The organism is Pseudomonas monsensis (assembly GCF_014268495.2).
GTDB lineage: Bacteria > Pseudomonadota > Gammaproteobacteria > Pseudomonadales > Pseudomonadaceae > Aquipseudomonas > Aquipseudomonas monsensis.
In genome coordinates, this window is sequence record NZ_CP077087.1 from 978,287 (window position 1) to 1,003,772 (window position 25,486).

General features: G+C 62.0%; 23 protein-coding genes. 15 read left to right on the forward strand and 8 right to left on the reverse strand.

Going from position 1 to position 25,486, the window contains the following annotated elements; translation table 11 throughout:
* Positions 1–172: 172 nt before the first annotated feature.
* On the reverse strand, positions 173–2,119 hold the full coding sequence (locus HV782_RS04105) for a methyl-accepting chemotaxis protein (RefSeq protein WP_186747458.1): 1,947 nt from the start codon (positions 2,117–2,119) through the stop codon (positions 173–175).
* Positions 2,120–2,169: 50 nt separating this feature from the next.
* The gene (gene gcbA / locus HV782_RS04110) at positions 2,170–3,840 is read right to left on the reverse strand and encodes a diguanylate cyclase GcbA (protein ID WP_123471050.1); all 1,671 of its coding nucleotides are present in this window, start codon (positions 3,838–3,840) and stop codon (positions 2,170–2,172) included.
* 437 nt (positions 3,841–4,277) lie between these two features.
* Between gcbA and HV782_RS04115 the strand changes: the two genes are divergently transcribed.
* The 7 genes from HV782_RS04115 to HV782_RS04145 all read left to right on the forward strand — a co-directional run bounded on the left by HV782_RS04115 (position 4,278) and on the right by HV782_RS04145 (position 11,943).
* Positions 4,278–5,345 carry a DUF2333 family protein gene (locus tag HV782_RS04115; RefSeq protein WP_123471051.1) on the forward strand — a complete coding sequence of 356 codons (1,068 nt, stop codon included), beginning with the start codon at positions 4,278–4,280 and terminating at the stop codon, positions 5,343–5,345.
* A gap of 3 nt (positions 5,346–5,348) precedes the next feature.
* Complete coding sequence (locus HV782_RS04120) at positions 5,349–5,906, forward strand: NUDIX hydrolase (protein ID WP_186747456.1); 558 nt, start codon at positions 5,349–5,351, stop codon at positions 5,904–5,906.
* Between the two features lie 284 nt (positions 5,907–6,190).
* Positions 6,191–6,562 (forward strand): translation initiation factor Sui1, encoded by a 372-nt coding sequence (locus tag HV782_RS04125; RefSeq protein ID WP_041068080.1) that lies wholly within the window; start codon positions 6,191–6,193, stop codon positions 6,560–6,562.
* Between the two features lie 217 nt (positions 6,563–6,779).
* Positions 6,780–8,693 carry an arginine decarboxylase gene (gene speA / locus HV782_RS04130; protein WP_003221289.1) on the forward strand — a complete coding sequence of 638 codons (1,914 nt, stop codon included), beginning with the start codon at positions 6,780–6,782 and terminating at the stop codon, positions 8,691–8,693.
* 233 nt (positions 8,694–8,926) lie between these two features.
* Positions 8,927–10,264 carry a type VI secretion system Vgr family protein gene (locus tag HV782_RS04135; protein ID WP_186747454.1) on the forward strand — a complete coding sequence of 446 codons (1,338 nt, stop codon included), beginning with the start codon at positions 8,927–8,929 and terminating at the stop codon, positions 10,262–10,264.
* Entirely contained in the window at positions 10,261–11,055 is a 795-nt protein-coding gene (locus HV782_RS04140) for a DUF4123 domain-containing protein (RefSeq protein WP_186747452.1), read from the forward strand. Before HV782_RS04135 ends, HV782_RS04140 begins: the two co-directional genes overlap by 4 nt.
* A 12-nt stretch (positions 11,056–11,067) precedes the next feature.
* On the forward strand, positions 11,068–11,943 hold the full coding sequence (locus HV782_RS04145; protein ID WP_186747450.1) for an alpha/beta hydrolase: 876 nt from the start codon (positions 11,068–11,070) through the stop codon (positions 11,941–11,943).
* On the opposite strand, the gene HV782_RS04150 is transcribed toward HV782_RS04145, so the two are convergent.
* Positions 11,937–13,286 carry an MATE family efflux transporter gene (locus tag HV782_RS04150; RefSeq protein ID WP_186747448.1) on the reverse strand — a complete coding sequence of 450 codons (1,350 nt, stop codon included), beginning with the start codon at positions 13,284–13,286 and terminating at the stop codon, positions 11,937–11,939. The two genes, HV782_RS04145 and HV782_RS04150, sit on opposite strands and share 7 nt — an antisense overlap.
* A gap of 612 nt (positions 13,287–13,898) precedes the next feature.
* Positions 13,899–14,192, reverse strand: coding sequence for a hypothetical protein (locus HV782_RS04155; RefSeq protein WP_115985475.1), 294 nt, complete (start codon positions 14,190–14,192; stop codon positions 13,899–13,901).
* A gap of 165 nt (positions 14,193–14,357) precedes the next feature.
* Between HV782_RS04155 and HV782_RS04160 the strand changes: the two genes are divergently transcribed.
* The 5 genes from HV782_RS04160 to HV782_RS04180 all read left to right on the forward strand — a co-directional run bounded on the left by HV782_RS04160 (position 14,358) and on the right by HV782_RS04180 (position 18,848).
* Positions 14,358–14,660, forward strand: a complete 303-nt coding sequence (locus tag HV782_RS04160; RefSeq protein ID WP_128616478.1) for a MazG-like family protein — start codon at positions 14,358–14,360, stop codon at positions 14,658–14,660.
* Positions 14,660–15,409 carry a methyltransferase gene (locus HV782_RS04165; RefSeq protein WP_123471063.1) on the forward strand — a complete coding sequence of 250 codons (750 nt, stop codon included), beginning with the start codon at positions 14,660–14,662 and terminating at the stop codon, positions 15,407–15,409. Before HV782_RS04160 ends, HV782_RS04165 begins: the two co-directional genes overlap by 1 nt.
* 12 nt (positions 15,410–15,421) lie before the next feature.
* Entirely contained in the window at positions 15,422–16,036 is a 615-nt protein-coding gene (locus HV782_RS04170) for a DUF4136 domain-containing protein (protein WP_123471065.1), read from the forward strand.
* 51 nt (positions 16,037–16,087) lie between these two features.
* Positions 16,088–16,645 carry a DUF4136 domain-containing protein gene (locus HV782_RS04175; protein WP_123471066.1) on the forward strand — a complete coding sequence of 186 codons (558 nt, stop codon included), beginning with the start codon at positions 16,088–16,090 and terminating at the stop codon, positions 16,643–16,645.
* Between the two features lie 214 nt (positions 16,646–16,859).
* Positions 16,860–18,848 carry a pilus assembly protein TadG-related protein gene (locus HV782_RS04180; RefSeq protein ID WP_186747446.1) on the forward strand — a complete coding sequence of 663 codons (1,989 nt, stop codon included), beginning with the start codon at positions 16,860–16,862 and terminating at the stop codon, positions 18,846–18,848.
* Here HV782_RS04180 and HV782_RS04185 read toward each other — a convergent pair.
* Both HV782_RS04185 and HV782_RS04190 read right to left on the reverse strand, forming a co-directional pair.
* Positions 18,845–21,574: a PAS domain-containing sensor histidine kinase gene (locus HV782_RS04185; protein WP_186747444.1), complete on the reverse strand. Its 2,730-nt coding sequence runs from the start codon at positions 21,572–21,574 to the stop codon at positions 18,845–18,847. The genes HV782_RS04180 and HV782_RS04185 overlap by 4 nt on opposite strands.
* On the reverse strand, positions 21,571–22,011 hold the full coding sequence (locus tag HV782_RS04190; protein ID WP_123471071.1) for a TadE/TadG family type IV pilus assembly protein: 441 nt from the start codon (positions 22,009–22,011) through the stop codon (positions 21,571–21,573). Before HV782_RS04190 ends, HV782_RS04185 begins: the two co-directional genes overlap by 4 nt.
* A 75-nt stretch (positions 22,012–22,086) precedes the next feature.
* On the opposite strand from HV782_RS04190, the gene HV782_RS04195 reads away from it, so the two are divergent.
* A complete protein-coding gene (locus HV782_RS04195; RefSeq protein ID WP_186747435.1) occupies positions 22,087–22,557 on the forward strand; it encodes a prepilin peptidase in 471 nt (156 codons plus the stop codon).
* 126 nt (positions 22,558–22,683) lie between these two features.
* Entirely contained in the window at positions 22,684–23,463 is a 780-nt protein-coding gene (locus HV782_RS04200; RefSeq protein WP_123471178.1) for a response regulator transcription factor, read from the forward strand.
* A gap of 43 nt (positions 23,464–23,506) precedes the next feature.
* On the opposite strand, the gene HV782_RS04205 is transcribed toward HV782_RS04200, so the two are convergent.
* Positions 23,507–23,914 carry a response regulator gene (locus tag HV782_RS04205; protein ID WP_123471074.1) on the reverse strand — a complete coding sequence of 136 codons (408 nt, stop codon included), beginning with the start codon at positions 23,912–23,914 and terminating at the stop codon, positions 23,507–23,509.
* A 59-nt stretch (positions 23,915–23,973) separates the two neighbouring features.
* A complete protein-coding gene (locus HV782_RS28795; RefSeq protein ID WP_367616130.1) occupies positions 23,974–24,342 on the reverse strand; it encodes a Flp family type IVb pilin in 369 nt (122 codons plus the stop codon).
* A gap of 172 nt (positions 24,343–24,514) precedes the next feature.
* Here HV782_RS28795 and cpaB point away from each other — a divergent pair, with 172 nt between their 5' ends.
* Complete coding sequence (cpaB, locus tag HV782_RS04215; RefSeq protein WP_186747433.1) at positions 24,515–25,465, forward strand: Flp pilus assembly protein CpaB; 951 nt, start codon at positions 24,515–24,517, stop codon at positions 25,463–25,465.
* The last annotated feature ends 21 nt before the right edge of the window (positions 25,466–25,486 follow it).

Consider the following 25,486-nt stretch of genomic DNA (forward strand, 5'->3'; position numbering starts at 1 on the left):
GTCCAGTTCTATGCAATAGCCAGCACGATGGCCGATGTTTGCGCGAAATATGTGACCAAGTGATTTGATTCGGTCACTTGTGGTGTCTGGACTGACACCTTCGCGAGCAAGCTCGCTCCCACAGGGGTATGCATTCCAATGTGGGAGCGAGCTTGCTCGCGAAGGCAATTTGTCAGACGCGAAACGCCTGTACGGCCGTATGCAATTGCCCACCCAACACCAACAGATTCTCACCCTGCTCACGCCCGCGGCCGATACGCACCAGATTATCCCCACCCAACTGATGAATCCGCTCGCTGTGATCGCGAATCTCGCTGACCGCGCCGCTCTGCTGGGCGGTGACATCGGCGATGCGGATCGCGGTGTCGGAAATGGTCTGGATCGCCCCGACGATTTTATCCAGCGCACCATCCGCCGCTTGCGCCTGATTGGCCGTGGCCTCGGCGTGTTCGACCTGCGCGCGCATGCCTTCGACCGATTGCCGGGCGGCGGTTTGCAGGCCGGCGATCAGCGTTTGAATTTCCGCCGTCGCCCCAGCGGTACGCTGCGCCAGCGAACGGACCTCCTCGGCCACCACGGCAAACCCGCGACCCATTTCCCCGGCACGGGCCGCTTCAATCGCCGCGTTCAGCGCCAGCAGGTTGGTCTGGTCGGCAATCGAGCGGATCACCGTCAGCACACCGCCGATGGTTGCCGACTCTTCGGCCAGGTGTTCGATCATCTGCGCGTTACCCTGGACTTCACCTACCAACGCGTGCAATCCGGTCAGGCTTTGCCCGATAACCGTCTGGCCGTGCTCGACGGCAATCCCGGCATGGCGGCTGGCATCCGCAGCCTGGCGTGCATCGCCAGCGACTTGTTGAATGGTCGCTTCGAGCTCACTGAGGGAGTCGCGGATCAGCGCGGTGTCACCGGCCTGATGCTCGGCGCCGCTGTGCAAATCGTTGCTCAGTTCGGCGAGGGTACGGCTGCTGCCAGCGACTTGTTCGGCGTTGCCGCGAATCGTCCCGACCAGGTCCACCAGATAGGCGCGCAGCCGATTGAGCGACGCTTCGATGTCGTGCAGTTCGCGGTTGGTCTTGCCCAGACGAATGTCGCGACTGAAATCGCCTTCGGCCCAGGTCGACAGGGCCGGGGCGAGGTTGGTCAGGGTGCGCGAAAGGCGTCGCTGCAGCGTGTCGATCAACAGCGCGATCAGCAGAATCAGGCCGATCATCACGCCTTGCATCAGGCGCACTTCGCTCTGGATCTGCCCGTGCTGGGCACGTACCACTGGCTCCAGCCCGGCAATGGCTTGTTGGACGGCGGCGATTTTCAGGTGGGTCGCGGTGCTCAGGTCGGTGCGCTTCTGGATCTGCTCGCGGGTGCGCGCAAGCTCCGCCGGATAGCGGCCGAGCAGGCTGTTGAGTTCGCGCTTGAGGCCGACGCCGGCGTCTTCGGCGACGGTTTTTTCTGTGCTTTCGATACCCATCATCGCGGCGAAGTCATCGCTGCCGGATTCGTTTTTGGCGACCACGCCCAGCAGGGGCAGGGCATCAAGGGCCTGGGCCTGGGTGCGGATGTTGCTGACTTCACGCTCGACATCGGCGGCCAGCTCACTGCGCCCGCTGCTGACCAGTTTGTCCCGCGCCAGTGACAGTTTGCCCAAGTGCTGCGACGCGGCCAGCAGGGGTGTCAGATAAGTCGCATCGCCGTTGGCATAAGTGTTGAGCTGGTCGAGGCTGGCGCTCAACTCGCGCTCGGCCTGCAACAGCAGGGCTTGCGGATCACCGGCCAGTTTGCCGGCGGCGAGCAGGTCGGTTTTGCTGAATTCTTCCAGGCTCGACAGGCTCGGGCGCAAGGTGTCGGCGAGCGCCGGCGGCAGTTCGCCGAGTTCTTTCTGCAAACCCTCGATGGCCTGACTGGCGCTGCTCAGGCGCAGGGCATCACCGCTGGCCAGGTAATCCTCGACGTTGCGCGCCACGTCATTCTGAAATTGCTGCGACAGCCCCAGGTAGCGCTCCATCAACAGATACGGGCGTTCCAGGGCTTTTTGCGACCACCATAACGTGGCACCCAGGGCCACGCACACGGCGACCAGCAGCAGAGTATTGAGATTGGTGAGCAACTTCAGGCGCATGACGGCTACCAACGGCAGAATGGTAAGCGCCTGAATTTATTGCGTTTCTGTTACAGGGTTATGACCGAATCAGTGGATTCCGATGAAAAAGTGGCACTTTGCTTTGACTCCCGCGCGGTCTGCACCCGATTGCGTCCGCCATCCTTGGCGCGGTACAGCGCCTCGTCGGCCTGGCTGGCCATCATCAGGCTGTCGGAGTCATCACTCATCTCCACCACACCTGCGCTGAAGGTGCACCACAAATCCTGCGGCTGGGCCGGGTAGTGGATTTCGGCAAAACGCTGGCGGATTTCGTCGAGCACTTTGTGCGCAGCTTCGATGTCGGTGTCGGGCATTACAATGGCGAACTCTTCGCCGCCGTAACGGCCAATGAAGTCGGTCTTGCGTAACCGCTGCTTGAGGAACAGTGCCAGGCTTTTGATCACCCGGTCGCCCATCGGGTGGCCGTGGCTGTCGTTGACCCGTTTGAAGTGGTCAATGTCGAGCATGGCAAAGCTCAATGGCTTGTTCTCGCGGCGGGCGCGGAACGAGCAGTCTTCGAGCAACTGCAGAATATGCGTGTGGTTGTACAGGCCGGTGAGGCTGTCGCGGACCATCCGTGCCTTCAGATTGCGTGCGCGGGCAGCGCGGTTGCGCACGGTGGTGATCAGGTGTCGCGGCTTGATCGGTTTGGTCAGGAAGTCGTCGCCACCCTCGCTCATGGCGTCGAGTTGCTTGTCCAGATCGTCTTCGGCCGACAGGTAAATGATCGGCACGCTGACATAGCGATCATTGTGACGAATCACTTTGGCCAGCTCGGTGCCGGTGCAGGCCGGCATGTACATGTCGAGGATGATCAGATCCGGCTGGAAATCCGCCAGTTCGGCCATCGCCTGAATCGGTTCGATCAGGGTGCGCGTGACGATCCCGGCACTGTTGAGCAGGCGCTCGGTGTGCAGGGCCTGAGCGCGCGAGTCGTCGATGATCAGCACCTTATAAGGTTCGTACTGGGCGACGCAGGTCAGCACCTCGATCTTCTCCAGCAGGCTCGACGCTTCGAGGGTGCCGGTGAGGAATTCCTGGCCACCTGCGCGCACGGCGGCAAGGCGGGTCGGCGTATCGGTTTCGTGCAGGCTGAAGAACAATAAAGGCAGCGGTTGCTCCAGACCGACCTGAGCTTCGGCGGCGAGTTTCAGGCCGACGCCGGCGCCGCTGAAGTCCACGTCCATCACAATTGCCGCTGGCAAACGCTCGACCATCGAAGAGCGAAACGCCGCAACACTGTCCAGCGCCTGCGCGCTCAGACCGAAAAACTCCAGTTGCTTGGCCAGCCGCTCGGCGCGGTCGTGGTCTTGCAGCATCACGTAGATCGGTTTGCGCAGCGGCGGCAGAAAGGTCTGGTCGAGTTGATCGCCGTGGCGCAGGCCGGTGCGCGACAGGCGCTGCATCAGGCGATTGAGGTCGGTGATCAGGCCGCTGCTCAGGCGCCCGCGATTGGCATCCACCGCTTCCAGCGACTGGCTGATGTGGTGCGCGAGCTGGGTATGTTCAGGCTGCTCGAAACGCTCGGCAAAACGCAGCAGGCGCAGGTTGGCCTCGCTCAGTTCGGCGAGGTCGACGGTGGACCATTCGCTGCGTTGCAGGCGCTGCCATATCTCAAGAATCTGACGTGCCTGATGAATTACCCGCTGGGCAAAGTGGTGCTTGAGACGCTCACGGCTGGGGTCTTCTGGCTCGGTCATATCCTGACTACTAGTTAGGCTGCATGCTGAGATCGACTGGTGGCTCTATGCTAGCACCTCTTTTCCCTTAGACGAGTGTCGCACGTCAATAATCTGCAATGGGACGCCATTCAGTTTCTGACCGAGTGGTTTTATTTTCGACCTGCACGTCGTTCAGGCCCCTGCCGGCAGGGCGCTTGCTCTGCGGTTGGCGGCGATTCGGGACGGCGTTTCCGGTTTGGCGCACAGCCGCACGAGGAATGTGCCTTGCCGGTGTTTGCAGTGCCCTGGGCTGTGTGGGTAGGGCAACTGCCCTCAGGGATTCCCCTATATCTGACAGAGGCGACATCCGCTCACGCAATTTGCGGCTTATCTATACTCGCGGGTGCCCGGCCCCGGCACGTTGTTGTATGGTTGTGGTCGAACTGTTGAACCCAAGTAATTGAAAGGATATCGCCATGCTGGACTGGAAAAACCGCGCGGGCAGCGCGCCTGAACGTGCCGCCGAGCCCAAGTCGGCCACCCGCAGCTACGTCGGCGGGCTGTTGTTCAGCCGTGCGCTGGCCACTCTGGTCGGCATTTATCTGTTGGTGACCATTGGCCTGGGCTGGTATTGGAGTCAGGAGCCGGCACTGTTTCCTGTGGCGCAAAACGCTCAGGTGGCGGCCGAGAAAGAAGGCAAGCAGATGGTGATCGGCTACACCACCGTCGAAACCCTGAAGACCGTTGCCGGCACCTTGCTCAACAAGCCGGGCGGCTACATTTCCAACGACCGCTTCCCGCCGGGCCTGTGGATGGACAACACACCGAGCTGGGAATATGGCGTGCTGGTGCAGGTGCGCGACCTGACCCGTGCCCTGCGCAAAGACTTTGCCCGTTCGCAGTCGCAGTCGGCTGAAGATGCCGATCTGGCCAAGGCCGAGCCGCGTTTCAACTTCGACAACAAGAGCTGGATCCTGCCGTCGAGTGAGTCGGAGTATCAGGAAGGTATCAATTCCCTGAGCCGCTATCAGGCGCGCCTGTCCGATCCAACTCAGAAAAACGCGCTGTTCTATGCCCGCGCCGACAACCTGAACAACTGGCTCGGCGATGTCGGCACCCGCCTGGGGTCGCTGTCGCAACGCCTGTCGGCCAGCGTCGGCCGGGTCAAACTCAACACTGCGCTGAAAACCGAAGTCCCGGCCATCGGTGAAGTGCCGCAGGTTGACGAGGAGGTCGTCGAGACTCCGTGGATGCAGATCGACAACGTGTTCTACGAGGCGCGCGGTCAGGCCTGGGCCCTGTCGCACCTGCTGCGTGCGATCGAAGTCGACTTCGCCGACGTCCTGGCGAAGAAGAACGCCACGGTCAGCGTGCGCCAGATCATCCGTGAGCTGGAAGCCTCGCAGGAACCGGTCTGGAGTCCTATGATTCTCAATGGCAGCGGCTTCGGCGTGCTGGCCAACCACTCGCTGGTCATGGCCAACTATATTTCCCGGGCCAACGCTGCCGTCATCGACCTGCGTCAATTGCTCAATCAGGGCTGATTCATGAGTCAGAACGCCAAAGAGGCGGCCCATCGCGCCGCCTCGGATGCCGAACAGATCGCCTGGGTCGACGAACAGGACAACCTGCTCGGCGCCCTGGTGCGGGCCGACTTGCGCCAGCGCGGGCTGATCGGCCGGGGCACCTACATCATGTTGTTCAATTCCGCTGGCGACCTTTGCGTGCACCGTCGCACGTTGAGCAAAGCCATCTATCCCGGTTACTGGGACGTGGCGGCGGGCGGCATGGTGCAGGCGGACGAAACCTACGCCGAATCGGCGGCCCGCGAGCTGGAAGAGGAGCTGGGCGTGAGCGGGGTTGAACTCACCGCCCATGACCATTTCTTCTTCGAGGACACCGACAACCGTCTCTGGTGTTCGGCATTTTCCGCCGTGTGGGATGGCCCGCTGAAGCTTCAGCCGGAAGAAGTGCTGGAAGCACGCTTCATTCCGGTCGAACAGGTGATGCGCGAAATCGAGCAGAAGCCTTACTGCCCGGACTCTCTGGCGGCTTTGCGACGCTATTTGAAAGCGCAGCAAAGCGACGTCGCAAAGAACTCATAAATTGGCGCCGATTGGCACTTAGCAATCGGGAATTTTGCCGTTACACTGCGCGACCTTTTCAAGCTGCACCGCGATTGCTTTTTGTAGGAGCTGCCGCAGGCTGCGATCTTTTGATTTTTTGTTTTGGCGTCGAAATCAAAAGATCGCAGCCTCGTTTCACTCGACAGCTCCGACATCTGGTGTTTTACCGATGCAGTAGCGCTGCCCCTGCCTGAGTGGGGCTTCGCGGTCGATAACCTTGCCCAAGGTTGCGATCAGTCTTTGTCCTCCGAAGAGGATTGCCGGTGGCCAAAAAAGCCGCATCCTTCGCCGCCCTGGGCGGTCTGGTATTTTCCACCGACGCAGGTCGTCATTGCCCGGAATGCAGTAAGCCGGTGGACGCCTGTATCTGCAAACAAACCGTGATCCCGGCCGGGGACGGCATTGCCCGCGTGCGTCGCGAGAGCAAGGGCCGTGGCGGCAAGACGGTGACCACCATCACCGGCGTGCCACTGGCCGAAGACGCGCTCAAAGAGCTGGCGACAACGTTGAAGAAACGTTGTGGCACCGGCGGGGCGTTGAAGGACGGGGTCATCGAAATCCAGGGCGATCATGTCGAGCTACTCTTGGCCGAGTTGATCAAGCACGGTTTCAAGGCGAAGAAGTCCGGCGGCTAGCAGCCTCTGTGAAAACCACCTGCGGCTTGATCCGGTTCTGCAATGTTCAGCGCCGGCGTCGTCTCCATGGTTTTCACAGAGCCTGTTCATACCGGTTTCTAAACTACACGCGGTCAGTGCGGTCTACCGCCGCGCTGACGAATCGTCATTTTCATTCTTTAGACTGCGCCGGCCTGCGATCAGGCGACGCACTATGACTTCTTTATAGGGGACTTCGATGTCCGTACGACGCACACGTAAAGACGATGGCAGCCAATGGACAGTTGCGGACAGCCGCAGTGTTTACGGGATTCGCCATTGGGGGGCCGGGTATTTCGCGATCAATGACGCCGGTCGCGTCGAAGTTCGTCCGAACGGCCCGAGCAGCTCGCCTATCGACCTGTTCGAACAAGTCGATCAACTGCGCAAGAGCGGTTTGTCCTTGCCGTTGCTGGTTCGTTTCCCCGACATCCTGCAAGACCGCGTCCGTCAGCTGACCGGTGCCTTCGACTCGAACATCGAGCGCCTGGAGTACCAGAGCAAGTACACCGCGCTGTACCCGATCAAGGTCAACCAGCAAGAAGCGGTAATCGAGAACATCATCGCCACCCAGAACGTTTCCATCGGTCTGGAAGCCGGCTCCAAGCCTGAGCTGCTGGCGGTGCTGGCACTGGCGCCAAAGGGCGGCACCATCGTCTGCAACGGTTACAAGGACCGCGAGTTCATCCGTCTGGCGCTGATGGGCCAGAAGCTCGGCCACAACGTGTTCATCGTGATCGAGAAAGAATCCGAAGTCGGCCTGGTGATCGAAGAAGCCGCTTCGCTGAAGGTCAAGCCACAGGTCGGCCTGCGCGTGCGCCTGTCGTCGCTGGCCTCGTCGAAGTGGGCGGACACCGGTGGCGAGAAATCCAAATTCGGTCTGTCGGCGGCGCAACTGTTGTCGGTGGTCGAGCGTTTTCGCGCGGCTGGCCTGGATCAGGGCATTCGCCTGCTGCACTTCCACATGGGCTCGCAGATCGCCAACCTGGCTGACTACCAGCACGGTTTCAAGGAAGCGATCCGTTACTACGGCGAGTTGCGCAACCTTGGCCTGCCGGTCGATCACATCGACGTCGGCGGCGGTCTGGGTGTCGACTACGACGGTACCCACTCGCGCAATGCCAGTTCGATCAACTACGACATGGACGACTACGCCGGTGTCGTGGTCGGCATGCTCAAGGAATTCTGCGACGCGCAGAGCCTGCCGCATCCGCACATCTTCTCCGAAAGCGGCCGCTCGCTGACCGCGCACCACGCGATGCTGGTGGTGCAGGTGACCGACGTCGAGAAACACAACGACGAAATCCCGCTGATCGAAAACAAGGAAAACCTGCCGGAAACCGTGCAGTGGCTGGTCGACCTGCTCGGCCCGACCGACATTGAAATGGTCACCGAAACCTACTGGCGCGCCACCCACTACATGAGCGACGTGGCGTCGCAGTACGCCGACGGCAAGCTGACCCTGGCCGAAAAAGCCCTGGCCGAGCAATGCTACTTCGCCGTGTGCCGCCGCCTGCACAACTCGCTGAAGGCGCGTCAGCGTTCGCACCGTCAGGTGCTCGACGAACTCAATGACAAGCTGGCCGACAAGTACATCTGCAACTTCTCGGTGTTCCAGAGCCTGCCGGACACCTGGGCTATCGACCAGGTCCTGCCGATCATCCCGCTGCATCGTCTGGATGAAGAGCCGCTGCGTCGTGCGGTCCTGCAGGACCTGACGTGCGACTCCGACGGCAAGATCAACCAGTACGTCGACGAGCAGAGCATCGAGACCAGCCTGCCGGTGCACGGTTTGAATGAAGGTGAAGATTACCTGCTGGGCGTGTTCCTGGTCGGCGCCTATCAGGAAATCCTCGGCGACATGCACAACCTGTTCGGTGACACCGATTCGGTGAACATCTATCAGAACGCCGATGGCAGCGTGTACCACGCCGGTATCGAAACCCACGACACCATCGAAGACATGCTGCGTTACGTGCACTTGTCGCCGGAAGAACTGATGACTCACTACCGCGACAAGTGCGCCAGTGCCCGCATCAGTGCCAGCGAACGCACGCAGTTCCTCGATGCCTTGCGTCTGGGCCTGACCCGCTCCTCCTACCTGTCTTCCTGAGGCCAGGTTGCCTGCTCACCGGGTTGTCTGAAGTTTTTCCGCTTACAGCGGAAACTTCAGATGATCCGGTGGGACATTTCTCCAAATCCGCGCGAAAAACCTGGCTACCTCAGCCAGGAAAGTCATCTGGTCTGCTTTTCGCGTAGGTCATTTCCTAAGTTGAACTTCGGCACTCTACTCGGCCATGGCTCTCGGCGAGAATCCCCGACCGCCCCTCCTGTAGAGATCCGCCTATGTTCGATCCAGTCAACGAGCCGTCCTTTCGTCTCGATGTAGCGGGTCTGTCCGACCCCTTCGAAGTTCTGGCCTTTACCGGAAGTGAGGGCATCAGCGAGCCCTTTGCCTTTGACATCGACCTGTTGATCGCTGACCCGCACCTGGACCTTGCCGGTCTGTTGTACCGCTGCGCCTTCCTGCAGTTCGGCCCATTGCGCGCAGGCCTGAACGGTCAGTTGCTGCGTGTGGTCCAGTACGAGCACGGCGAGGGGTTGCGGTTATGTCGTGTTTCGCTGGGGCCGAAGCTGAGTTGTCTGGCGCTGCGTTTCAGTCAGCGGATTTTCAGCGGCCGTTCGGTGCCGCAGATTTTGATGCAGGTCCTCAAGGAGCATGGAATTGTCGGTGCACAATGCCGGTTTGACCTGCATGGCGACTATCCGCCACGCGCCTTTTGCACTCAGTACCGCGAGTCTGATCTGCAATTTGTCCAGCGTCTGTGCGCGCAGGCGCACATCCACTACTACTTCGAGCATGGGCGTGACGGGCATTGCCTGGTCTTCGGCGATGACCCCGGGCAATTGCCCGGAGCTGGCGCGGCGTCCTTCGATCACCTCGGCAAATCGCCGGCAGTACGTCGCTGGCAACTGCAGGCGGGCACACGAGCCGGCGGCGAGACTGCCCCGGCGTTGCGCACGGCTGAGGGGCAATCGGATCTGTCGGCCCTGCGCAGCGGGCAGTGGCTGTCGCTGCACGGCCATCCCTTTGCCGAGTGCAACCGGCACTGGCTGCTGAGCCGGATCGAACATCGCGCCGATACTGGCGCTGAACCGCCCTACAGCAATCGCATCGCGGGCGTCGCGCAAATGCTGGCGCCTGCCGCTACCGCCCGGCTCAGGCCACCGATGCACAGTCTGCAACGGGCCTGGGTGGTGTCGGTTGACGAGCCGCGCCCGGATCATTCGCGACCGGTGGCGGTGCAGTTCGACTGGCTCTATCAAGGCGAAGGTGCCGCCGCGAGCCATTGCTGGCTGCCGCTCGCCCCGTCACTGAACGCGACCTCGCTGGCGACCCTGCGTGAAGGTGTCGAGGTGGTGGTGAGTTTTCTTGAGGGCGACCCGGATCAACCCGTGATCAGCGGGGTATTGCTGGAACCGGCACTTGCCGACGACAACGAAGAAGGCGAGCCGGTTTTCGCTGACGAACTGCCAAGTGCCGGGTTTGCGCAATGGCTGAAGTCGGCGGAACCGATGTTGCTGTTGTGTCTGGTGCCCGGTGGTGGCAGTTACCAGCATTGTCCGGCGTCGGTGTGCAGCTGTCGGTTGCTCGCTTCGCTGGACCAGAGCGGCGCACCATGAGCGGCGCGGCGCTTGAGCCACCTGCGCGGTGGTTGCTGCTCGACGGTCCCGACGCGCCCCGTGCCCTGGCGGTATTGCGCCAGAGCTTCGTCGCGGTGCGCCGCTGGCAATTATTCGAGGGCACCGAGTTTCAACCGGTCAGCGACGTGGGCCCGGTGTTGGTCGACTTACAGGCTCAAAGCGCGTTGGCAGCGTTGTGTCACCACGATCCGTTTACCTGGCGCGGGCTGCTGCTCGACTCAGATGCCTCGGAGCAGCTGCTGTTGAGTCACCTGCGGCGCATGCTGACGGTTTCGTTCGGCCGCAATCACCGGGCCTTGCTCGGCTATTACAACCGCCAGACCGCGAGCTATTTCTTCGACGCCTGCGATGCCGCCGAGCTGAGTCGCTGGCTGGGGCCGATCCGCCGGTTGCGCTGGTTCGGCGGCACCTGGCCCGATCGGGCGATCGGCAGTCAAGGCTGGCAGCAATTGCGCAATCCGCAGTGGCCGGTCGAACCCTTGGGGATCGAACAAAGCCTCACGTATCGTCAGCGCGAGCGGTTGCAGACGTGCCTGCTGGAACAGCACATCTGGCGCTGGAGCCAAGCGATGGGAACCGATTACGCGTGCATGGCCTCCCATGTTCAGCAAGGTCTGGCCCTGGGTTTCAGCGAACGGACGGTGCTGGATGCCTGGTTGTGGCTACGCTTGCAGCATCCCCGGGCGGAACTGCCAGACTTTCCGCGCGCGCTGACCGCGCAGGAGCGGCTCGACCATGTGCGGCGGTACTGGCAGAAAGATCAATCGTGAGGTAAGGCGTCCATGGCAAATCCTTCGCGGCAGTGGTTCGGCACAGTCCTCGGCGGGCTCCTGCTGATGGTGCTGACAGGGTGTTCACCGGTCAGGCTGCTGAATGCGCTGACCCCCGACGACACCTTCCACCGAACCGCCGGCATTGCCTATGGCGCCGATCCACGGCAGAAACTCGACGTGTACATGCCACGCCAGCCACTGGAAGGGGCGCCGGTGGTGGTGTTTTTCTACGGCGGCAGCTGGAACAGCGGCGATCGCGGCGATTACGCCTTTGTCGGCGAGGCCTTGGCGTCGCGGGGAATCGTCGCGGTGCTGGCGGATTATCGACTGTACCCGCAAGTGCGTTATCCGCTGTTTCTCGAGGACTCGGCGCAGGCGGTGGCCTGGACCCGGGCACACATACGCGCGTTCTCCGGCAACCCGCAGCGCCTGTACCTGATGGGCCACAGTTCCGGGGCCTACAACGCGGCGATGCTGGCGCTGGACCCAGGCCTGCTGGGGGCGGTGGGCATGTCGTCGAAAGACCTCAGCGGCTGGATCGGTCTGGCCGGCCCTTATGATTTTCTGCCGATCAAGAATGCCGACGTGCGCCCGGTGTTTTTCTGGCCGGACTCACCGCCGCAATCGCAACCGATCAACCATGTCAGGCAGGGCGAACCCCCGGCGCTGCTGATCGCCGCGACCCGGGACACTCTGGTCAACCCGACGCGCAACACCGCAGGCCTGGCACGCAAACTGCGCGAGGCGGGCGTGCCGGTTCAGGACCTGTACTACTCGCGGCCCAGTCATGTGACGCTGGTGGCAACCCTGTCACGACCGCTTCGGCGTCTGGCGCCGGTGCTCGACCAGGTGGTGTTATTCGTCAAGCACACGCCGGTTCAGTGAACACCGCCGCTGAACCAGCCGTCGTGACGTCGCAGCCACAGGGCTATGCCACCGAGGGTCAGGCTGCGCAGGACCATGAACAGCAGGAAAGAGATCCACAGCCCGTGATTGCCCAGCCCTTGCAACGCCCAGGCAAACGGCAACAGCAGGGCGATGGTCAGCAGCATGCCGTTGCGCATTTCCCGCGCGCGGGTGGCGCCAATGAACAGGCCGTCGAGCAGGTAGCTCCAGACCGCAATCAACGGCAGCACGGCGAGATACGGCAGGTAGATGAACGCCGTGTCGCGTACGTTCTGGATGTTGGTCTGCATTTCGATGAACAAGTGCCCGGCCAGCAGAAACAATGCGGCAAACCCCAGGCTGGCGATCAGTGACCAGCCACCGGCCACCACCAGCGAACGGCGCAGCGCGAGGCGATCACGAGCACCGATGGCATGGCCGCACAAGGCTTCGACCGCATGGGCCAGACCATCCAGCGCATGGGCCGTCAGCAGCAGGCCGTTGAGCAGCAGCGCATTGGCGGCGACGGTCGCATCGCCCAGCCGCGCGCCTTGTACGGTGATCATGAAAAACACCGATTGCAGGGCCAGGCTGCGGATGAAGATGTCGCGATTGACCGCCAGCAGCGGGCGCCAGCTGTGCCACAGCTTCAACGCGGCCCAGGCGATGTGCCCGGGATAGGCGCGCAAGGCGCCACGGGTCAACCACAGGCCGAGCAGGGCGCCGCTCCATTCGGCGATCACCGAAGCCCGGGCCGAACCGACCACGCCCCATTCCAGGCCAATGACGAACCATAGGTTGAGGGCGATGTTGATCAGGTTGGTGCTCAGCAGAATCGCCAGTGGTGCGCGGGCGTTCTGGGTGCCGAGGAACCAGCCGACCAGCGCATAACTGGCCAGCGCGGCCGGCAGGCCGAACAACCGGGTGTGAAAGAAGTCGCGGGTCAGTTGATCGAGTTCGGCCGACGGCTGCATGAAGTGCAACGCGACCTCGCTCAATGGCACGCCGAGGGTGCCGAGCACCAGCGCCAGGCCCATCGCCAGCAACAAGCCCTGCAACAGAGTCTGCCGCAACGCCGCACCATCGCTGCGCCCGGCAGCCTGTGCGGCAAACCCGGTGGTACCCATGCGCAGAAACCCCATGGCCCAGGCCAGAAAGGTGTACAGGCTGGCGCCGACCGCCACCGCCCCCAATTGATGGGCATGGGGCAAGTGTCCGATGACAGTGCTGTCGACCAGCGCCACCAGTGGCACGGAAATATTGGAAAGAATCATCGGCGCGGCAAGCGCCCAGACCTTGCGGTGAGTCGGGCGGTCGCGCCAGTCGGCAATCAGGTTGGACATGCGGGCTCCTTGGGAGCTGCATTGTAGCGGTAGAAGCGACCCTCACCCCAGCCCTCTCCCGGAGGGAGAGGGAGCCGACCTCTGGCGTTTTCAAAACCGGAGTTCGACGCGGTATCGCAAGTCGGTGTACTTCTCGAAAACACTCCGGTCAGTGCCCTTTCCCGGTGGGAGAGGGCGCCGATCTCTGGCGTTTTCAAAACCGGAGTTCGACGCGGTATCGCAAGTCGGTGTACTTCTCGAAAACACTTCGGTCAGTCCCCTCTCCCGGTGCGAGAGGGAGCCGATCTCTGGTGTTTTCAAAACCGGAGTTCGACGCGGTATTGCAAGTCGGTGTATTTCTCGAAAACACTCCGGTCAGTCCCCTCTCCCGGTGGGAGAGTGAGCCGACCTCTGGCGTTTTCAAAACCGGAGTTCGACGCGGTATTGCAAGTCGGTGTATTTCTCGAAAACACTCCGATCAGTCCCCTCTCCCGGTGGGAGAGGGCGCCGATCTCTGGCGTTTTCAAAACCGGAGTTCGACGCGGTATTGCAAGTCGGTGTATTTCTCGAAAACACTCCGGTCAGTCCCCTCTCCCTCCGGGAGAGGGTTAGGGTGAGGGGCTTTTGAAGGCGTTAATGGATAATCCAGCTCAGTAACCACAACCCCAGCAGCAACCAGATGATCCCGGCAATGATCGACGCATTCATGAACGCACGGATCGCTGACCACAACAGCATCAAGCCGACAATCAGCGCGAGGATGCTGATGATCGAGGTGTCCATGCCCAGCGTCCTGGCCAGCCCATCGACGAAATTGCCGCCGGCGTTGCTCAGAATGTTGAACAAGCCGCTGAGCCCATCGACGATGAAGCGGATGATCGAGCCGAGTGCCTGGCCGAGCCATTCGAAAAAGCTTTCTACCTGCATGTGTGCATCCTGATGAAAAGAGCTGAGCCTTGGGCCGCAGCGGAGGTGGCCGAGTTCCCTGCAACTATAGAGGGTTTGCCTAAAGCCCGCTCCCACCAAAAGCGCAGCGCGCCGCTTGCCTTCAGGACGTATCCCCCCGAAGCTATACGCCTTCAGGAGAGCCCGATGAACCTTGTTGAATTGACCGAACGCCTGCACGCCATTCGCGACCGTAATGACTGGCGACCATTTCACAGCCCGAAAAACCTCGCCATGGCCGCCAGCGTCGAGATGTCCGAACTGGTGGAGATTTTCCAGTGGCTGAGCGAAGACCAGTCGCGCCAGTTGCCGGCGGAAACACTGGCGCATGCCGGGCAGGAAGTCGGCGATATCGTCCTGTATTTGTTATTGCTCTGCAGTGAACTGGGCCTGGACATGAACGAAGTGGTGCGCGCCAAGCTCGCCGACAGCGAACGGCGGTTCAGCTGATGAGCGACCGGCATTTCGATCAGTTGGCGACGCGGTTCGCCGAGAAAATCTACGGCGGCGCCAAAGGCGCGATTCGCCTCGCGGTGTTGCAGGCCGACCTCGCTGAAGCGCTGCCGGATCGGCCGCTGCGGGTGCTCGATATCGGTGGCGGCCTCGGCCACATGTCATTGTGGCTGGCCGAACGCGGGCATGACGTGACCTTCACGGAACCTGCCGAGCCAATGCTCGAAGGCGCCCGCCAGCGTTTCGCCGAGGCCGGGCAGACCGCGACATTCATCCAGGCACCGTGGCAGGCACTGCTCGGTCAACTCACCGAACCGTATGATCTGGTGATCTGCCACGCCGTACTCGAATGGCTGGCCGAACCCCATGCGATTCTGCCGGTGCTGCATCAACTGACCAGGCCCGGCGGCTGGTTGTCGCTGGCGTTCTACAACCGCGATGCCTTGATCTACCGCAACCTGCTCAAAGGCCATTTCAAGAAAATGCGCAAGAACAGCCTGGCCGGCGAAAAGCAGAGCCTGACGCCTCAGCAGCCGCTGGATCCGCGGGAACTGGCCACGCAACTCGCCGGCTTGTGGCAGGTCGAAACGCAAAGCGGGATCCGGGTTTTCCACGACTACATGCCGGTGGAATTCCAGGCCCGCGCCGAACTGGTGGACTTGCTGGAAATGGAGCTCGCCCACCGTCGTCACCCAAGCTTCGCCGGGCTTGGGCGTTACTTGCACTGGATCTGCCGGCCGATCTGATCGGAGCGCGACATGAAAGCTCAATCCGGGTTATTGCTGATGTGTCTGGGATTGGCTGCCTGCCAGGGCAGCAACCCTTACGTGGCGCAGTCGCGGCCCTTGCCCCCGGCGCCGGCGCAAGCGGCCAACACCTTTGATCGCAGCGCGTACCCGGCACCGCCACGGGATTACGGGCGCTACCGCAGTTGGGCCTGGCTCAACGGCCAACTGCCGCCGGGCACGGCGTGGGCTGACTCGGCACAAGTGGCCGAAGCAGTGAGCAATGCGCTGGATCAGCGCGGCTTGCGCCCGTTGCACGACAAGCGTCCGGCCGATCTGTTGGTGAGCGCCAATCTGCGCCTGGAAACCCGTTTGCGTCAGGTGCAGGACGACTATGGTTATTACGGCAGTGGCTACGGCGGCTACGATCGTTATGGCCGCGGCTACGGCATGTACAACACCGTACCAATCGTGCGCACGTATCAGGAGCAGGTCGTGGTGGTGCAGGTCAATCTGTTCGACGCCGGCACCGGTCAACCGGTGTGGAGCGCCAGTGCCGAAACCGCCAACCAGGGCAGCCAACTCGTGCGCACCGATGCCATTCGCGAGGCGTTGGAAAAAGCCATGTCGACGTATCCACCGAGCTAATCTTCAAATCAGCCTTTTTCGCAGGGTCATGTCTTCCACCGGAGAAATGCCATGTTCCGCCGTCTCGCTTTACTGGCCATGGCCGCGCTGCTCAGCGCCTGCGCCGCCAACCAGGTCAACCATGACTTTGATGCCAGCCGCGATTTCGCTGCCTACCGCAGCTGGGGCTGGAAAGAACCCGCCCTGCAATATCGTCCCGATGATCCGCGAATCAAGAGCGACCTGACCGAGCAGCGTATCCGCCAGTCGGTTGCCGATCAGCTCGATCAACGTGGCTTGCGTCCGGCCGCCGCGGGGGCCAGGGGCGATTTGAATGTGCAGGCCTACCTGATCGTCGAAGATCGTCAGCAGCAAGTGACGACCAACTACGGCGGTGGTTGGGGTGGCCCGTGGAACGGTTACTGGGGCGCGCCGATGTACAACGAAACGCGCAACATCACTTATAAGGTCGCGACCATCCAGATTGATCTGCTCGACGGCAAGGACGGCAAACTGGTCTGGCGTGGCAGTGACGAGCAAATGCTCAGCAGCTCGCCGAATCCGCAGGAGCGCAGCAAGGCGATTCGCGAAACGGTCGGGCGGATCCTCGCCAACTATCCACCGCGCTAAGACGGCATAAAAACAACTCCCCTGTAGGCGCGAGCCTGCTCGCGATGGTGGACTCTCTGGCACTTTGTTGTTGAATGTGCCGCCGTTGTCGCGAGCAGGCGCACTCCTACAGGGTTTTGCGGTGTATGGAATGGCGCGTTGCCAGTAGTGGCTACTACACTCAATTGCACCCATGGAGGCAGCGCCCGGCAGTGGGCCGGCAAAGGAGTGCGCCATGTCGCCCCGTTCTCGTTTCAAAGGCCGCACCCGGCAACGCGGGGCGATCGGTCTGATGGCCGCGTTGACACTCGGACTGGCCCTGGTGTGCATGGTGCTGGTGGTCGACAGCGGCCGCTTGTACATGGAGCAGCGTCGCCTGCAGCGCGTGGTGGATGTGGCGGCCCTGGAAGCGGTATCGCGCCAGGGCGATTGCCTGGCGGGCACAACGGCTGCCACTTACGCCACCGCGAGCGCTGCGCGCAACGACTTCACGGTGGGCTCTGGGACAACCCTGACTGTGACCTGCGGCACCGTGCAGACCGGGGCGAACAACCTGCGGGCGTTCACCGCGAACGCTGCGCAAAAGCAAGCCATCAGCGTGGTTGCCACCCGCGTGGTGCCAACCAGCGTCGCCGCCGCCCTCTACGCCCTGTTCACACCGGGTTCGGTGTCCCCGACCACACGCCTTACGGCCACCGCCGTCGGTACTTATGCGGTGTTGCCACCGATCGCACAACTGACCCTCGGCACCACGGCGCTGACCATCGACGCCAGCAAATCGGCTGCCCTCAATGCACTGATCGGGCAGATGCTCGGCGGTAATCTCAACCTGAGTGTGGCGGGCTGGCAGGGGTTGGTGGACACCAATATCAATGTGCTGAGCTACCTCAATCAGCTGGCACTGGACGTCAACGTTCAAGCCGGCAATTACACGCAACTGCTCGGCCAGAACATCCAGCTGACGCAACTGATCGACACCGCCATCAACGTGCTGACCCAGGGCGGCAACACGGCCAGTGTGGCCGTCGACGGTCTGGTCGGGCTGCGAGCGGTGGTCGGCAATACCTCGGTGGTGCTCGGGCAACTGCTGCAATTGCAGACCGGCGCCACGTCTTCGGCGCTCAATGCCAATCTTCAAGTGTTCCAGTTGGTGGAAGCCTTCGTGCAACTGGCCAACAGTCAGAATGCGTTGGTGGCGAGCGTGCCGCTGAACATTCCGGGGCTGGTCAATGGTTCGGTCAAGGTCAAGGTCATCGAGCCGCCGCAACTGTCGGCGTTCGGCAACCCGGCGCTGGCCAAGGCCGACCCGATGGGCGCCAACCGGATCTACGTGCGAACCGCGCAAGTCCGCACAGTGATTTCGTTGAACCTGCCATTGCTGACCGGCGTCACCGGCCTGGCCAATGCGATTGTCAGCGCGCCGCTGGTGGGCGGGCTGACCGATACCCTGAACAACCTGTTGCACCTGAACATCGCCGGCACCTTGAACTCGTTGTTCTGCACACTGGGAGGCACCTGCCAGCGGACCGACCTGAAAATCCTCCCGACCTCGACCATCGACATTGCACTGGATGTGGCGGCCGCCGACAGCCATGTCACCGATTACACCTGCGTCAGCGATGCGACCAAGACCCTGACCACCCAGACCAACTCGTCGCTGGTCAAGCTCAAGGTCGGCAGGATCGACACCGCCAATGCCTTTTCGTCCTCGGCAGACATCACTGTGCAGCCGCTGGCGCTGATCGACGTCGGCGTCGTCACCTGTACCATTCCGCTGTTGGGGCTCGGCTCGGCGACCTGTGACCCGAACAGTCGCAAACCGTTCTACGGCGGTGGTCTGGGGGTGAAGGTCGATACCTCGGTGGCCGCCACCCAAAGCACGCACATCTACAATCAGCCACCGGAAATCAAAACCCCGCCGCAGTATTACAGTTTTGCTACCCAGGGCGTGGTCGACAGCCTTCGGGGCACGTTGGCCGGGGTTCAGGTGCAGGCATACAAACCGACCGGCTCCAGCCTGTTGGGCGGTTTGCTGACCACCACCGCCGATGTGCTGGCAGGGGTGAACAACACGCTGGGGGTGGTGATCGACAACCTGCTCAGTCCGGTGCTCGATCCGATACTTGATGGTTTGCTCGCCAACCTCGGCATCACCCTGAACAAGGTCGACGTCGGCGCCAACCTCAGTTGCAAGCCGCCCGGACAACCGATGCTGGCGATCTAGTCGACCACGGCAAGCGGCAGTTCAATGCAGAAGCGTGCGCCTTCATCGCCATTGCGCACGCTCAGGCGTCCGCCCATGTTTTCGACGATGCCGTAGCTCACCGACAGCCCCAGGCCGGTGCCGACGCCCACCGGTTTGGTGGTGAAAAAAGGCTCGAAAATCCGCTCCAGCAGGCGTTGGTCGATGCCGCCGCCGTTGTCCTCCACCCACAATCGCACCACATGCTCGTCGCTCTCGGCGGACACCGCGATCCACGGCTGGAAGTCGCGATCGGCTTCGCGCTTGCTCAGCAGCGCATCCCGGGCGTTGACCATCAGGTTGATCAGCACCTGTTCCAGTTGATCGACATAACCGCGCACCTGCACCTGCAAGTCCGATTCCTTGAGCCGCAGCTCCACGCCTTTGCCGCGCAAGCCCTCCGAGAGCAGCGACAAGGTGCCGTCGATGGCCTCGAGGGGGTTGAACGGATGTTGTTCGATTTCCGAGCGGCGTCCGAATACCCGCATGTGATCGACCACCCGCGCGGCGCGCTGGACCTGGGCGTCGATGCGGTTGAGTTTGTCGGTCAGGTAATCGACCTGCACATCGCCGTTGCCCAGGCGTTTGAGCACGTTGACGATGGCCATGCGCATCACGTTGAGCGGTTGATTGATTTCGTGCGCCAGACCGGTGGCCATTTCGCCGAGGGTGGCCATTTTCGCGCTCTGCGTGAGTTGCTGTTGCGAGCGGCGGACCTCGGTGTTGTCGCGGCCCACCGCTTGCACTTCGAGCAGGCGTCCCTGCTCGTCGAACACGCCGCGATCCGACCAGACCCACCACGCATGTTCACGCCCTGGCAGGCGCAGATTGACTTCGGCTGTGCTCACCGGCACCTGCGGGGTCAGTTGCGCCAGACGCTGGGTGAACGCTGCGCGCTGTTCGTCCGACATCCAGCTGCCGAGGTTGACCCCGGGCAACTGCTCCGGCGCGCACTCCAGATACGTCGCCAGGGGCCGATTGCCGAAGATCAGGGTCAGGTCCGGACGGTAGCGACAGATCATCGCCGGCGAATCCTCTACCAGAATCCGGTAGCGTTCTTCGCTGGCCCGGACCTGCTCGGCGGCGAGCGTCGCCTCGGTGATATCCAGCCACAGGCCCACGGCTTCCACCGGCAAGCCGAGGTCGTCGCGCAGCAGCTTGGCTTCATCGAGCAACCAGTGTGCATGGCCTTGCCGGTCGAGGACCCGATAGCGCGTGCTCACCGTGCCCTCGCGCAGCAATTGTCGCGTGCGCTGGAAATACACCGCGCGGTCGTCAGGATGCACGTGTTCGACCAGTGCGCCATCGCTGCAGTCGGCCAGACTCCAGCCCAGCAGCGGTTGCAGACTGGCGCTGAAAAATGTTGGTTGCAGCGCGCCTTCGACGTAGCGCTGCACATAGATCACCGCCGGTGAGCTGGCGATCAGGTTGTCCAGCCGCGCATGGGCGGCGGCGGCCTGTTGCTGCTGATTCTTGATGTCGCTGATGTCGAGCATGAACCCCACGAGCCGGCGTCCGGCACCGATGCCCAGCGCCTGGCCCTGCACCCGATACCACAGCAATTGCGCCTGTTCGCAGGGTTGCAGGCGCACGCATAACTCCAGCGGTGTGCCCTCATCCTGCAAGGCTTGCAGCTGACTGCGCAGTTCATCGCGATCGGCGGGGTGCACCCGGGCGAACCAGTCCTGCAGCGACAGGCGAGTTGCCGGCAGGCCCAGGCTGTCGGCCAGCGACCTGGCCAGTTGCACTTCGGCGCTGTCGAACACTTCCCACCATCCGGTGCCGAGCAGTGCCTGAAGCGCTTCCAGGCGTTCCAGTTGTTGCTGATGGCGGTGCTCGCGCAAACTTTCCAGCAGTGGCGCGGCGATGGCGGTGGCCAGTGCCAGCCAGTCACGATCGCCAAGGTCTGGCGCCTGTTGCCCGGCGTCATAGTTGGCGCAAAGCAGCCACGCCGCGACTCCTTGAGCATCACAGTAGGGTACGGCAAAGCCCGGATTGGGGCCAAACACGCTACTCAGGCGCGGCTGTTCGCTGACCTGCAGGGCTTGCGGGGCCGCACTGTTCAGACTGTCCAGCGCGGTCCCCAGTCCTTGCGCCGGGCTCCACAGCTGCGGCGCCCCGGGCGCGCAGTAGTGCTGATGGATCTGCCAGCCTTGCTCCTGATCATCGAGTACCGCCAGCGCCAGACACGGGATGTGCAAGTACTGACTGACGCGTTGCAATTGTTCGCCCAGCACCTGCGCCAGACGCGTGAGACTGCACAGGCGCAGTTGCTCGCGGATCTGCCCCGCGAGCCACTGGCATTGTTCGCGACTGCGCGCCTGACGCCGCTCGCCGAGCAGGTCACCGATGTCGAGCAAGTGCAGCAACCAGCCATCACCCTGTGGCTGAACCCAGCCGCGTAGATGCAGGGGCGGCCCGGCCTGGCTGAAAAAATCCAGGTCGAGTGTTTGCCCTTGCCAGTCCTGCGGCCGACCTTCTACCACCAGGCCGCTGTGGGGCAGCAGGTAGTCTGTCAGGTGCGTGACCGAACGCGCCGTCAACCGCAGCAGGGCATGGCGCACGGGGCCACCCAGGTGTTCGACGTGGCCCTCACTGTCCAGATACACCTGCAGGCCGACGCCCGGCACGAGCGGCAGATCCGTAGCCTCGGGCGTTCCCGGCGGTCGATTGAGCAGGCGCCCGAACAAGGTGTCCCCGGGACTCAAAACTGCAGGCTCGAGGAGGCGCGTAACGTCGCCGGCAGACGTGGCACCGTACCGATTCCCGGCAGTACCAGAAACGGCAGCGCCTGATTCAACTTGGAGGTGGGGTAATTGATGCTCACCGTCAGCAATCCGCCGACATAGGTGATGCTGCTGTCGGTGGCGGCATTGAAGTTCAGAGCCCCGGGCAGCCAGCCCAGTTGCCGGGTCAGTTCGGTGCGGGCGAGGGTGGTCAGCGCGGTGGGGTAGTTGGCGGTAGCCGGATCCAGCGCCACGCTGCGGCGCACCGTTTCGGCGGTGGACTCGTTGAACGACTGCATCAGCAGCAGCGGCAGGCTGTAACTCACCAGGCCATAAAACACCGCGAAGAACACCACGAACACCAGGGCGAACTCGATGGCCACGGCGCCTTTTTGCTTGCGGGGGAGGTTGGTTTTCATGAGTGCGTCTACCCTGACAATCACTACGTAATGTCAGCATAGAATCAATCGGCCAAAACGGACGTTTTTTACCGCATGCAGAGCATTGTCCTACTGATCTGGCTGACCCTGTGCGCGGCGCAGGATGCCCGCCAGCGGCATATCGCCAATGCGCTCACGCTGGGTGTGGGGGCCTTGGCGATGGCCTATCTGCTGAGCACCGGCACCACCTGGCTGGGGGCTGAAGCGGTTCAGGGCGGCTGGGCCGCAGTGCTCGCGCTGGCGTTGACGTTGCCCGGTTACCGATGGCGTCGGTTGGGTGCCGGCGATGTGAAACTAATGACAGCCTTGGGCCTTGCGACGGACGGTCAACTGCTGCTCGGTACGTTCATCGGCGCCGCACTCGCCAGTGCGCTCTGGCTGTTGTTTGCGCCAAAACTCTGGCTGCATATGAGTCAAGGACTTAGGCGACGTCTGCGATACATGGCGCCATCAAAGTCAAAAAAGCTGCCATTTGCACCGTTCGTGCTCGCGGGAACCGCTCTGACGCTGGTTTGGATCCATTAGTCGCCACCTGCCACTACTGCTATGTACATAGTAGGAAAGTGGGTCTACTTTCAAATCAACGGTTATACAACCACACGCTGTGAGTACAGGAACGGTCAGCCTTTTGGCCCGGGCATGGAGTTGCAAGTGAACAAGTTTACGTCTGTTGTGAAGGTACTGGTGGTCGACGATCAGCCGCTGATCGTCGAGGAGCTCTGCGAGTTTCTCGAAAGCAGTGGCTACCGTTGCGTGCCTTGCCAATCGAGCCGGCAGGCCATCGAGCAATTTGTCGAAAACCCTGCCATCGGCCTGGTGTTGTGCGATCTGCACATGCCGGACATGGACGGCATCCAGCTGGTGCAGGAACTGCAACGCCTGTCGGGCAAACACCGGGTGTTCGAGGCCATCATGCTCACCGGGCGTGCCGACAAGCAGGACGTGATCAAGGCCTTGCGTGCCGGGATCGCCGATTACTACCAGAAGCCGATTGATCTGGACGAGTTGCTGGAGGGCTTGCAACGTCAGGAGGCCGCCCTGCAGGAACGGCAGAAAACCCTGCAATTGGGCCACCTGAACGAGAAGCTGCAGTACCTCTCCGAGTCGATCGACGACCTGTATCAGGACCTCGACAAGGTGCGTCGCGCGCCAGTGCCAAGCAGCGCCGAGCCGTCGGCGGACGGGCAGCACGAGGTGGAAATCCCGGCGATCTTCAATCAGTTGTCACCGCGTCAGCTCGACGTCGCACGGCTGGTCGGCAAAGGCCAGACCAACTATCAGATTGCCTGTGAGCTGGGGATTACCGAGAACACGGTCAAGCTGTATGTCTCGCAGGTGTTGCGCCTGACCCACATGCATAACCGCACCCAGTTGGCCCTGGCGTTGTCGCCAGGCACTTCGGGATCACGCCTGCGAGTGACGGCGCACTGACCGCTGATGATCCCGGTATCCGCCGGGGTCAAACCGTTTGATCTCAACCGAGATGGGTCCTGACCTTGGGAAACAGGTTGTCCAGGGTTTCCAGCAGGCGCACGTGATAGATCGGCTTGCGAAACAGGTCCAGGACCTGCAGGCGCAGCATGTCGCTGACATCCTCCATGTCCGCATGGCCCGAGGTGACGATCACCGGCAGGTGCTGGCGCGACGTGTGCTCGCGCAGGCGCTTGATCAGCGACATGCCGCTTTCTTCCGGCATGCGCAGATCGGTGATCACCAATGCGATATCGGGGTGGCGGGTCAGATGGTGCAGCGCAAGCTTCACCGACGTCGCGGTATGACAGATGAAGCCTTCGCCTTCCAGCAATTCCGCCAACTCCAGCAGTGCGTCCTCTTCATCGTCGACGAGAAGCAACTGCTGGCGAGAAGGTACGGAAGCGTTCATGGGCGACACCTGCAATGGACTGAGTTCTGACGGTAGAACCCAATGGGCGCATTGACAAGTTATCCGCCCAGCGCGGTCTGGATCGAAGTCAGGATCGCGGTGACACGAAGGCCGATGCCGTTACCGAAGGCAGCAATCACCAGCGCCACCAGACCCACGACCAATGCATATTCGATGGCTGATGCACCTTCAGTGTCTTTGGCCAGCCTTTTGAAAAACGCCATTTGAGCTTTGATTTTGCGGGCTACCCGGGAATACGACATGAGAGTTCTCCTTGAGCACACCAGGTGTTGCGCATTCGCAACATGATTTCCCTGTGCCAGCATCAGCATTGTCGGCATTTTCCGCCCCAGCAACTGTAAGAACGGATTAACTCCAAAGTAGTAAGGCGCCGTTAGACCATGCAAAACCACTTTTGGCGTATCCACCCGCTACTTTCGTTGGATATTTCCGCCTTCGTAATGGCGTTTTGTTCTTCCTGCGCTACCGTCAAATAGCGAAATAGTTACTTGTTCATAGCTGCCTGATTGCGAAGTTATCTCGTTGGAAGTACGGGTCATTGCAGTAAGAAGAGCGCGCAGCGGGAAAGGGAGAGCCGTCATGAACAGTCGCATCACGTTGGGTCTGGCCGGATTGTTCCTGCTGGGGGCCATCATCGCCGGGTATTGGGGACTCACGTTGAGCCGGCAACCTGCCATTGCTGAACCGGTCGCGGCGCCCGCGACCGCAGCTGTCGCGTCAGCGCCGGCTACCCCTGCTGCGGTGGAGGACCCGAGCCGCCAACCGGTTGTCGTGCTGCTGCGCGACATCGCTCCGTTCGTGAAAATCACCGCCGCCGACGTGGCCGTGGAGAAGCTGCGCACCGCACCGGCCGGTAGTCTGGGCAACGTCGATCAAGTCATTGGGCGCACGCCGTGGCGGCCGTTGAGCGCTGGCAGCTGGCTCAGTGAAGAAAGCTTCGAACCCGGTAGCCAACTGTCGCGGATGATTCGTCCCGGTGAGCGCGCACTGGCCGTGGCCGTCGATGAAGTAATCAACGTCGGCGGGCAACTGGCGCCCGGCGATTACGTGGACGTGCTGTTGTTTCTGCGCAAGGACGAAATGAATCCACAACCTTCGGCACAGCTGGTGATCCCGGCGGTACGGGTGCTGGTGGTCGGCAGCCAGACCGGCCTGACCAACGACGGCCAGCCCACCGGTGCGGCACGCAGCGACGATGAACGCCTCAAGCAGGAACAGCAACGCATGGCCGCGCGCAGTGTGGTGCTGGCGGTGCCGGAGCCGTTACTCAGTCGCTTGATGCTGGCGTCCGGCGCTGGTGTGCTGCGCCTGGCCGTGCGCAGTGCCGATGAACAGCAACTGGCGAAATACTGGAAGGGTGAAAACGATGTCGCGACGCGACTCGACACGCCGCGTCGCGAACTTCTGGAGTTCAGTCAGCTGTCACTGGCTGCGCCCCCCAAACCCATGGCAGTGGCTGGCGCACCGACCCCACGCAAAGCATCCGTGGAAGTGATCCGCGGTGCCGAAACCGCACAACCCACCCCCTGAATCGAGCAAGGACGCCTTTAC